Here is a 10978-nt window from a genome sequence, read left to right as displayed (position 1 = left end):
CCCCCCCCCCCCCCCCCCCCCCCCCCCCCCCCACATAACAACCACCACACCCCAACCCAGATCATAGAACGCGTCTCGTGGGCTCGGAGATGTGTATAGGAGACAGATATATTTACAATAAAAAAAGAGGCAAAATGCCCCTTTTTTATTTAATCTCATCAAGTTCAATCTCTTGTTCAAAAGTTTCCTCATTTTTTTCATCTGTTAAAAGATTTTCTCTATACTTATCAGCTTCAATAGCCTCTTTTGTAAAAGAATTGTTTTTCCAAAATGCAAGCACCGCCGAAACAATAGTAGTTAAACCTGTTACAACTGTGTAAATTGTGTTTTCGTCAATATCCAAAGATGTAAAACCAAACATACCTAAAGCACTGTTTACTAAACTTACAAATAAAAAAAGCGTCCTTGCAATAGTACCGCTTGAAACATTTTTTAAATCAATATTTTTCATTATTACCTCCTGTTATATTTTATAATTCATATTAAACTTTAAAACTAACTTTAAACCTCCCCATACACTGTCATGATGATAATAGGTGAAATTTGATGAAACTTAGATATATATCTTCATCTCTTCACCATGTACCATCCCTTATATAAAACCCATTCAAAGTAATTATTCCCATTTCACTACCATGTCCAACACCCTACAATAAAAAGCATTAAAAGTATAAATTTAATTTTGTTGCCATGTCCCACTCCTTATGTAAAACCATTAAAAACAAAACCTAAATTTCACAACAATGTCCCACCCCATAACATAAAAGCTAATAATTAAGTCGGGACAGCGGTAGCTTTTCCGCCAGTAAAACTCGGGTAGAGTTTTACGTAGGCGTTAAAAGCGTTAAAGTCTCCACGCCCAGTGGCGCCCTTTTATTCGACTTTTTTAGGCGAGTAAAAAAGTCGTGGGGTTAAGGGCAAAGTCCCTTATAAACTATACATTTATATGAACAGCATTACCCATGTTTGAAGTACCATAATAGCTATATGCTGCCCCCAAAGAATATGCTTTTGATTTTATTTTCGCCTTATCAACTCCTGAAATATAAATATCTGCTGCTTTTCCGTATTGGTGCATAGAATTGGATACACCGCCAACAGTCGCATTATGTTTTTTACATCTAAGCCCCGATGTAATAGTTATAGGTTTACCAAAGTAAACTCTTAATTCTTCCAAAATATCAATAAGCTTTGAACTCATCTCAGCGGGGTATCCATTACAATACTTACCCCCGCACTGACATTTAAACTCTGATTTTTTAAAATACTTAACCTTATTCCAATTTACTTTTGAAGATGAGGAACTTGAAGAAGATGTATTCTTCAAAGCCTTAATAGTATTACTTCCCGCAATACCGTCCTGAGATAAACCTTTCTTCTTTTGGAATGACTTAATTGCTGAAACGGTCGCACTTCCTATTATTCCGTCTACTTTAAGTTTTGCTCCATTTTTATTAAGTAAGGTTTGTAAATTTTTTATATCTGAAATTAATGCATTATCAGTCTTACTTCCATAAATTCCATCTTGTGTTAGTCCTTTAAACTTTTGATAACTATTTACTGCAGAAGTCGTTTTACTTCCGACTTTTCCGTCAACACTTCCGGTATAAAATCCATAATAGGATTTTAAATTAGATTGATAATTTTTTACGCTTAACACTAATGTCCCTCCTTATTTTCAAGTTTTATTATTCTTAATTCATGTTCATCAAGTATCTTGTCTTGCTTTTCATTATGCTCCCAAAGCCTTTTTCTCTTCATTGCCATTTCTTCTCTACTGTCTTTAAATTCTTCCTTTAATTCCTTTAATACATCATTCAAATGATTTAAAGATGTTTCAATTTTTGTAACCGCTCCTGCAAATCTGCTTATATTTATTATCACTGTTATAATCAGTCCTATAAGAGCAATAATTATTGTCAGTTGTCCTTCTGTCATCTCATAAAATCACTCCTTTTTAAATTTTCATAATAAAAAAAGGACTTATATTAAGCCCTTTTTAAGCGATTTTTAATTAGTATCTATATACCTAACCATCCTCTATTTATCCACCTTTTACAAACCCATTGAAAGTATTGATTTTAATTTCGAAACAATGTCCTATTCCCTGACATAAATCTATTCAAAGTAAAACCTAAATTTCACTATGATGTTCCACCATCGTAAAACCAATAAATAGGTAAGGTTGGCAGTAGTGGTCGTTTCAAAAATCTCGGGCAGAGATTTTTAGAAAATCCGACCACGTTTTAAGCCTTCACGGCGTTTGAGTGAAAGCATTTTATCCAGTATTTTTTGCTTAGGAAAAATACTGGTCGCTCTTTAGAGCGAAACCCTAAAACGCCACGGCGAGTGGCGTCCTTTTATCCAAATATTTGGGCGAGCAAATATTTGGTGGGGTTAGGGGCAAAGCCCCTTATATTATCACTTCTTCCCATCCGTCTGGATAACCACTAGGCTCCCAAACATTATTATCAACCTTTGATTTATAAACTTTTCCATTAGAAGCAATACAACACTCATCTTTCATATACATACCTGATTGCCCCATAGGTTCAACATAAGGTTTTGCTTTTTGAGGATTTTTAGTGTGACATAAACTCCACTGTGCCCTTAAATTTTCGGGGTGGTCTTTGTATGTATTACTATCATATGGCTGTAATAACTGCCAAACTTGATCATTATCTCTTACACATTCACCCTTGTTCCAATTTAAATATTGATGTAATTCAGGATTAAAATCTGGGATATTATCTTCCTTATCAATTATGGCAGTGCCGTCAAGGTCGGGTGCCTTTTCTTGAAAAGAATTAGCAGCATTTAACCCTACTTCTCTCATTTTAGTTAAAACATATTCCTTAGATTCCATAACTGTTTACCCCCTCTTTTATTGCATTTGCCAGTTCTTCATAAGTTACGTATTCGCCTGTTGGTTCTGGCTCAGGTTCAATTTGTGAATCCTCCCATTCTTTCTTTTTTTCTTCATCAAGTGTTAATTTACCATTTTCGTACTTATAAACAAAACAAGGTAAATTGTTAAAATCTTCAACAGTTAAATTAGTTTCTATGCTGTTTTCTATATCTCCAATAACTGCAAAAGCAACTATATATTTATTTTCATCTAAACTTATTTTCATTTACTACCTCCTTATTTAATACCATAAATATAAGCTATATTATAAGTACTGCCTCCACCGTGTGTTTCACCTGATGTATGAGAAACGTTTGTAATTTGCTGAACAAAAGTAAATTCAGTTCCTTCTTCGTTTTTTGACAATCTGCCACAATAACTTGAAATTGAGTTTTTACCATTATCTGCAACTGCACAATTAAATCCGGCAAAAGACTGATAAGTTGGTACAGCACTATTTGGAAGTACTGGTATTAAAGCCCATGCAAACGGATTGCCTCCACTGAGTGAACTTATACCTATTGCTAAGTTTCTATAATTAAAAGCACTTTCACTTAACGAAAATGTCCCATTGCTTACAGCTCCTTGAAATAGCAAAACTGGGGTCATATTTTCTACTTGTTTTAATCTATCATTTATCCCTTTTCCTTGGTTAGCTGAAAGAGCTTTTGTAGTTTCTTCACTTGTAAGATTATTAATAATTTCTGTATTATTAGCTCCATTTTCAATTCCATTTAATTTAATTTTATCAACAGAACTCATAAGTCCGTTTGTTTCTGTTGTCACAGTTTCATAAGTCGTATCGGTAAACACTGCATCAGGTGGAACTGCTGTTTCAACTGTTAAATTATTTACTTTATCAGCATTATTAGCATTTTCTGCAATATCTACAACACCATCACCATCAGTATCATATACACTTTTTAACATATCACCACTGCCGGCAGTAACAAGTTGTTCATCAATATATTTTTGTAACTGACCTTCAATTTGTATTAAGTTTTCTTCAAGGTCGCTTTGTTCAACTTTATCATTAAATTTTTCTACAACGGTTTTATCAAGTGTTTCAAGATTATCAAGTTTTGCTATGTAATCATCATCAACAAGACTTTTTCCTACTTCTTTATCAACCTTTAAATCAAGACTTGCTTCTACATCAGAAAATCTATTATCAAGATGTTCGTCTACTATTTCTTCAAGATGAGTATAATCAAAACTTCCAGTATCTCCTTTGTCGCCTTTTTCTCCCTTTAATACGGGAGTATCAACAATTAATTCAATTGCCATATTTTATCTCCTTTCTATACGTTATAAGTATTTTTGTTTACAACTTCTCCTATTTCTAAATTTCCTATATCTGTTGAATAACTATCTCCTGTTTTATACAAAAATTTTACATCATATTCTACGTCCTCCCCTTGTCTAAATCTTGTCATATCTTCTTGAGAAAAAGGAACAAGAAATCCTCGCTCCTTTTCAAAATAACTTACTTCCCCCGGATATTCTTTTATTAACTGTCTTGAACCTTTCCCAAAAGTAAAAAGCACTTTAGATATAATACTTAAATCTAAAATGCTTTCTTCGCTAACCTGAAAAAATAAATATCCGCTGTTTGAATATTTTATCTGCATAATGCCTCCTTACTATGATTGAGATTTTCTGAATTTGAATTCTTCTCTGTTTAAATCCAAATTTCCTTTTCCCAAATACCAATCTTTTAATCCTGAAGCAATACTTAGTTTTTTACTAAGTAACGTATCCAAAGCTTTATTTCTTGTATTCATTGTGTTATATGCAAGTTCTGCAAGTTTAGAGTTTTTTGTGTTATATGCCTGTGCAATTTGATTGTCAAAGTTCATTTTTGCCTGTTCTGCCGTTGATCTAGCTTGTGATATTCTGTTTTGTGCTGTTGTAAAGTTTGCATTCTTAGTACTTTCAGAAAAACCGCTTCTGCCAAGACCGGAACTTGCCTGTTTTTCTGCATTGTATCCATAGGGATTAATGCTTTTTAAGTAATCCGCATTTGCCGCTCTTGCGTCACGGAATGCGTCTTTGTCTGCTTGTGTTTTCTTTTGCTGATACTCTTTTATTTGCTGATTTGTATCATTTGTTATGTTTGTTTTTGCCGAATTATAATAATTATTTACGGCATCATTAGTATTTTTATAATATTTATCTGCATAAGAATTTAAACCACTATATGGATTACTTGCCATAATCTACCTCCTTTTAATATTAACTTTTTACTATACTATTTGACGAAGTTTTTAAATACGAACTCTTTACTCTGTAAATTGATGAAGGTTTTATGTATACACCTTTTACTTTTGATATAGTAGATGAACTTACTTTTATATATACCTTAGGTCCTTGATTAAAAGTTAAAGTTTCGCTTTTAGATAAAGAATTACTATTACCAAGAAGAGTAGAACCATCATAAGTCTTTAAATAACAAGTAAATGTTATAGTCTTATCTTCCCCTAAAATATCTTCAAGTTTAGTTAGTTCACTACTTGTAAAAGATACAATACTTCCGCTTTTATAATTACTTACACTCTTTGTAAATGTCTTGCATTTTATAACTAAGGTATCACTAAAAGAAGATTTATATTTTGTATAACTCGCTTTTATTCCCTTATATTCATTTACTATACTTAAAGAGTTTAACTTAGATATTCTCTTTATTGTAGGAAGCGTAAAGTTTTTTGAACTTATACTCGCTGTTCCAATTGCAACACCACTATAATGTTTAGCACTTACACTAAAATCACCTGCACCATTTGAGCTATGTTTTATTGTAAAATCAGCTTGTGTTAATAAGCATGGATTTTTATAAGTATCAAAATTCGTTTTAGTATTTGTTTTCTTTACTCCGTCTACTGTTATGTAGCTTACATGATCGTAAAAATTATGGTGTCTGTAACTGTCTTTACCTCTAAGCCATAATTCACAGTGTATTACTGTTTTATTAGCTTCTTTATCTTGACTTTTTACTTCCCATTCTAAAGATATATAAACATCATCATTATTTGAATATTTTCCTGTTACTTTTCCACTATTTGCCATATCTTACCTCTAATATACAAATACTATTGACCCAACAGGCAAATTAGTACCATAGTTTGAAGTAGTAGGAACTGTTTTTGAAAATACTATTTTAGGGGATGTATTAACTGCTTCAGATGTGTTTTCATCCACATATATTTTAGTAATAGTATTGTCTACCTTATTTGTTATGTTTTCTACATCGTTTTTTATCTTTTCTATGTTAGTTGTATTTGTGTCAATATTTTCTATAATCTCATCATTTACTTTAGGCAGTAAAACAGAGTTTAAATATTCTTTTATATCTACACCTGCTTTATCAAAAGTCTGCCTTAATTCTTCACCGGAAATTATAGGTGTATCTCCAAGAGGCTCTATGTTTCTTACATCTTCATCAAATCCAATCAGTTTATCCATTAGCCATTCACCTACCTTTTAATATAGTTTCCTTTGTAACCTTCCAATGTGAAAGAGAAAAACCCGAAAGGTCTCGATTCTTTTTTGTCAATTGTTTCACCTTTTAGTTTTATTTGAAGTTCGTTAAATTTCTTTTGTTTCGTTTTTATTACTCCATAGTTGTTATCCTGATCTATTAAAAAACTTAATGTCCTAAAATCCAAATCTATAAATGAAAATCCGGCATTTTTATATGTTGTTATATATTTATATTCTTTGCTTTTGTTGGTTCTTATGTATATTCCAACACTGGAATTTCCCATTACTTTAAACTTTGCTATTACACCTCTTTTGGAAGTTGTCTTTAAATGATTTATGTCAGAAAAATTATCGAATTTTAATAAAATATAATTTTCCATATTTTCTTCATTATCCTGATATAATGTTTCATCAAATACACATATATGCCCTCCGTCAGTTGCAAAAAAAAGTTTATTGTCAAAAGATTTTAAATATATCCCCTTATATTCGTTTCTTTCCTCATCAAAAACTCTAAGTCCTTCAAAATAAAACCACTCATACTCATAACCTTTATTTACTTCAAAAGTCTTTCTGCTGTCTGCAAGATACATATTTCCGTTTATAAGAATACATAAATACCCTTTGTATATATCCATAGATGCATCAAGGTATTTATCTTCATTTGTCATTTTAGGATTAACAAGGCTGGACCTTTCGCATACAAAGTCCGAAGCATAAATATCGCTGTTTAAATCGGAATATTTAAGTCCATACATTCCTTCCTTTGTTAAAAAACATATGTCATCTTTAAAGTTTATACTGCATCCAAAACTTCCAAAACTGCTTTTGCCCTGTTTTACAGGATAAGTTTTATAGTATTTTTTTTCCGATTTACCTTGAGTATTTGTTATTGTTATCTGCTCGGTATCTGGCTTATGATAAAACAAATTGTTGCCGCCTTCTTTTGATTCCTTAAATACCCAAAGAACATTACCTGCAACTGTAATGGAAGTTATATCTTCGTTATCGCTTCCGTCCTGATAATAATTAAGGTCAGATATGTATTCAGGATCATTTAATTCGCTATAAAAAAGGCCGTTTTTATATGTTTTACTACCGCTGTAAAATACTCTGTTATCAAAAACCGCATTAATTTTACAATTATTTATTCTATCAGCGTACCCGTCCACCTCTTTATAAAACATTATCACTACATTATCCTGACCGAGAGTAGCAGACATTGGAGGGGCTACATTAAATGTTATTGTTCCTTTTTTTATGTCAATTCCGTCTTCTTCTAATTTAAAAGTATCGGTCTTTGTATTTACTTCACCACTTTCTGAATCTTTCACATCATAGGTAAGACTAGTTCCGTTTTTTAAATCAATATAAGTATCATTTATCCATACCTTAATGTAGCTTATATCATTATATGTAAGGTCCGTAGTATCAAGAGCATAAACCTTTGTTTTATTATCTCCGCTAAAAGTATTTTTTCTAAAGCCCGACAGAACATTTACTCCTTGATAACTTTCTCCCCCTCCGTCCGGAAGTCTTGAAATTGAAGTTGTAGGGATGAAAGGAATATCAAAACTACTTTCAAGATGTTCACTGTCAATTTTAAGAACTTGTTCGTTTATCCTTTCTTTATTACCTACTTCAATGAGGTTTTCTCCGTCAAATCTGTAATAAGTTAATCCGTCATTTATGTATAATTTTTCGTTATACATAAAACTCATTGACTTACATTCGTTCATTTTATCCGAAAGTAAAACAGTGTTTTCTAAATTTACGGCACTTGGAAACTCTTTATATAAATATAAAAATTTTCCTATATGTACTAAAGCAAGATTATCTCCTAAAGTCGTATATATATGTATACCGTATATTCTCTTGTTTAACTCATTATCTATTAAAGAAGAAAAATCAGCGATTAACTTATAACCTTCTCTTGTAACCACACACTGAGAATCATCAAGATAATCTTTCCACATATTTACCATCATTGGAGAGCGGTTGTCACTAACGTTTCTTGCCTCCCTTGAAAAATCCACGCCTTTTATGTTCTTATAGGTTCTTTTTATGGTTTCTGCCCTAGCCATTATAAACCTCCACCGTAAATTTTTACGGGTCTTACTATTCCCATCACACCGTTTTTCGTTATATCAAGAGCCGATATAACCTTTGAAGCTTTTTGGTCAAAGGCTGTATAATCTGCTCCAACATCTGTTTTTAAAACATCACTTGCAACATGATAACAAAGCACAATAACCGAATTTACATCAAGGTCAAGTTCCGTTTCATCCAGCTTCTCATTTGGTATTTCGCTTAAATCTTCGCAGTAAGGCTTATACTGTGCTTCAATAAGTCCTTCGTAATTATTTTTAATATATAACTTTTTATTTAAGAAATAATAATCTATATCTTTATAATCTGACTTTATTACCCTTATTCCAAGAAACTTGGCACAAAGTGAACCAAGAGAATAAGGCTTGTATTCATCTCTTGACATTTCATTATCAATTTTAACTTCGATTTTCTTTGCCTTTATATTTTCGCTTTGATTAAACAACATTTGATAATGAATGTTTATAAGAGGAATAAGTCTTTTGTTTATATCTTCATCATCGGAAGTATACAAATCATTTGTAGAGTACTCTTCAATTATCGCAAGAATATATCTTTTTATCTCTTTTATACTTCTTATACTCATTATTTACCTCCTACCTTTCAAGGGGCTTTGCCCCTTAACAACCCTACGACTTTTTTACACGCCTAAAAAAGTCGAATAAAAGGGCGCCACTCGCCGTGGAGGCTTATAACGTGGTCGAATTTTCTAAAAATCTCTGCCCGAGATTTTTGAAACGACCACTACCACCACCCTACCTTATTATTGGTCAGGGTAGTATTTAACCATATTCCCATTAATTTTGGTTTGGGGTAGCTTTTCTGCCAGTAAAACTCGGGTAGAATTTTACGTAGGCATCGAAAAGCGTTATAAGGCACCTCGCCGAGAAATGTCCTTTTTACCTCTTTTTTTGGACAAGCAAAAAAAGAGAAGGGTTGTTAAGGGCAGCCAGCCCTTAAATTTGGGGTTAGGGGCAACACCCCTTATGGAAGTTCTATAACCCCTACAGAAACTGTACCTGTTACAGTAACTTTAACTTTTCCTTTGTTTACTTTTACGTCTTTGTATTTACCGCTTTCGATTACAAGAGTTCTCATTTGTCCGTTTGGAATATCAAACTCAAATTCTGCTGCTTCTACTCCTTGAATACCATTGCCACTGTGTACTTTTACTTTCGCACCTTCTGATGAAGCCGAAAAAATCATAAGTGTTTTATCGTCGCATCCATCAAAATCAATTAACGCTCCGTCTGTTGTGTCAATTGCTGTTAACTCAGGATATTCTCCAGGAGTGTTTCTTTTTATTTTTATTCTTTCAATATTTGTTACTGACATATTTTATTCTCCCTTCTTACTCTGCTTCGTGAGCTTTTATTGTATATAATTCTTTTGGTCTTACTGTTTTTGTTCCATAAACAAGTAACCCTTTTACAGCGTCCATAAATCTCTTTTCAGGTCTGAATGGTTCAACATTATCAATTTGTTTTCCCGCTGCAATGGCTCTGTTTGTTCTAATCATTAAGTAATCGTCTTTTCCGTCGTTGTATAAGTTGTTGCTCATTTTTACATATGCGTTTTTGTATTTACCAAGAATACCTTCTTCGATTAGTTTGTCGTTTCTTGTTTTTAGTTCAATAATCTTGTTTTCAAAGATATCATAAGCCCATGGAGTTAGCTCGATTACTACTCTTTGTGTCATAGGAACTCCATTATCTCTTAACCATACAAGACCTTTGTCTACTAATTTTTTCATATCATCTTCTGTTGATACCGCTGTTGACGCTGAAAATTTACCTGCATTTTTTGCTTCTAAGGCAATGTCGTATTCATATGCTTCAGTTAGCCCTGCTGTTGCTTCAGCTCTTAATGATGACATTAAGCCCTTTCTTGATTGTGCTTTGTCAATGTCATCAACTCCAAAGTTGAAATATTTTGCTTTGTCAATGTCTAAATAAATGCTTGTATCTTTTACATCTTCAGGATCGTGAATATCGCTTCCGTCATAATCTCCGATTGTTGGTCTTGCAACTCCAAGAATTTTTACCTTTCCTGCTTGTTTAATGTCTCCGTCAAAATCATGACAACAGTCTTTGTCTAGTACTGCCATTTTTTCCAAATCTCTTAGTATGTTTGCACTCCATACTGTCGCTTTAAAATTGTTATAACTCATATTTTCCTCTCTTTCTTTTATTAAAAAAGAAGTAACTTATGTTACTTCCATCATTTTTAGATATTTTGATAAACATTTTCCCTTTCCCTCCCATGATTTCTCTTTATCCTGTATTTATCAAAAATATCTTAATTGTTTTTAATAATTTATATTTTAAATTTTTACTTTTCTTAAACTTAACACCTCATACCTTCATCCCACACCTAACCTCGTTTATAGAAAAGTAACTTTGATATAATAAAATTTACCCTCAACTAAAAAACCATGAAACACAAAACCTGCATTTCATCCCCACACCAAACTCCCTATAT

The 10978-nt window shown here is 32.5% G+C and carries 14 protein-coding genes; all 14 read right to left on the bottom strand.

Going from position 1 to position 10978, the window contains the following annotated elements; genetic code table 11:
- Positions 1-145: 145 nt before the first annotated feature.
- The 14 genes from ACTQYZ_RS08825 to ACTQYZ_RS08760 all read right to left on the bottom strand — a co-directional run bounded on the left by ACTQYZ_RS08825 (position 146) and on the right by ACTQYZ_RS08760 (position 10667).
- Positions 146-451: a phage holin gene (locus ACTQYZ_RS08825; RefSeq protein WP_441023447.1), complete on the bottom strand. Its 306-nt coding sequence runs from the start codon at positions 449-451 to the stop codon at positions 146-148.
- Positions 452-934: 483 nt separating this feature from the next.
- Positions 935-1660, bottom strand: coding sequence for a peptidoglycan-binding protein (locus tag ACTQYZ_RS08820; protein WP_441416437.1), 726 nt, complete (start codon positions 1658-1660; stop codon positions 935-937).
- Positions 1660-1938, bottom strand: coding sequence for a hypothetical protein (locus tag ACTQYZ_RS08815; protein ID WP_441023450.1), 279 nt, complete (start codon positions 1936-1938; stop codon positions 1660-1662). The genes ACTQYZ_RS08820 and ACTQYZ_RS08815 overlap by 1 nt, the downstream gene beginning before the upstream one ends.
- 475 nt (positions 1939-2413) lie before the next feature.
- Positions 2414-2866, bottom strand: coding sequence for a hypothetical protein (locus ACTQYZ_RS08810; protein ID WP_441416436.1), 453 nt, complete (start codon positions 2864-2866; stop codon positions 2414-2416).
- Positions 2856-3134, bottom strand: coding sequence for a DUF2977 domain-containing protein (locus tag ACTQYZ_RS08805; protein ID WP_441416435.1), 279 nt, complete (start codon positions 3132-3134; stop codon positions 2856-2858). Before ACTQYZ_RS08805 ends, ACTQYZ_RS08810 begins: the two co-directional genes overlap by 11 nt.
- A gap of 11 nt (positions 3135-3145) precedes the next feature.
- Positions 3146-4195: a hypothetical protein gene (locus ACTQYZ_RS08800; protein WP_441416434.1), complete on the bottom strand. Its 1050-nt coding sequence runs from the start codon at positions 4193-4195 to the stop codon at positions 3146-3148.
- A 14-nt stretch (positions 4196-4209) separates the two neighbouring features.
- Entirely contained in the window at positions 4210-4539 is a 330-nt protein-coding gene (locus ACTQYZ_RS08795; RefSeq protein ID WP_441416433.1) for a hypothetical protein, read from the bottom strand.
- Positions 4540-4551: 12 nt separating this feature from the next.
- The gene (locus ACTQYZ_RS08790; protein WP_441023459.1) at positions 4552-5124 is read right to left on the bottom strand and encodes a hypothetical protein; all 573 of its coding nucleotides are present in this window, start codon (positions 5122-5124) and stop codon (positions 4552-4554) included.
- A gap of 19 nt (positions 5125-5143) precedes the next feature.
- Complete coding sequence (locus tag ACTQYZ_RS08785) at positions 5144-5974, bottom strand: hypothetical protein (RefSeq protein WP_441416432.1); 831 nt, start codon at positions 5972-5974, stop codon at positions 5144-5146.
- A gap of 9 nt (positions 5975-5983) precedes the next feature.
- Complete coding sequence (locus ACTQYZ_RS08780) at positions 5984-6370, bottom strand: hypothetical protein (protein ID WP_441416431.1); 387 nt, start codon at positions 6368-6370, stop codon at positions 5984-5986.
- Between the two features lie 11 nt (positions 6371-6381).
- Positions 6382-8472 (bottom strand): hypothetical protein, encoded by a 2091-nt coding sequence (locus tag ACTQYZ_RS08775; RefSeq protein WP_441416430.1) that lies wholly within the window; start codon positions 8470-8472, stop codon positions 6382-6384.
- Positions 8472-9083, bottom strand: coding sequence for a hypothetical protein (locus ACTQYZ_RS08770; protein ID WP_441023467.1), 612 nt, complete (start codon positions 9081-9083; stop codon positions 8472-8474). Before ACTQYZ_RS08770 ends, ACTQYZ_RS08775 begins: the two co-directional genes overlap by 1 nt.
- A 398-nt stretch (positions 9084-9481) precedes the next feature.
- Positions 9482-9832, bottom strand: a complete 351-nt coding sequence (locus tag ACTQYZ_RS08765; RefSeq protein WP_441023469.1) for a hypothetical protein — start codon at positions 9830-9832, stop codon at positions 9482-9484.
- A 16-nt stretch (positions 9833-9848) separates the two neighbouring features.
- Positions 9849-10667, bottom strand: coding sequence for a hypothetical protein (locus ACTQYZ_RS08760; RefSeq protein WP_253229336.1), 819 nt, complete (start codon positions 10665-10667; stop codon positions 9849-9851).
- Positions 10668-10978: the final 311 nt, after the last annotated feature.

This window comes from Anaerofustis sp. LCP19S3_F7 (genome assembly GCF_052119445.1).
Lineage (GTDB): Bacteria > Bacillota > Clostridia > Eubacteriales > Anaerofustaceae > Anaerofustis > Anaerofustis butyriciformans.
This window is presented reverse-complemented; position numbering and strand designations above follow the sequence as displayed.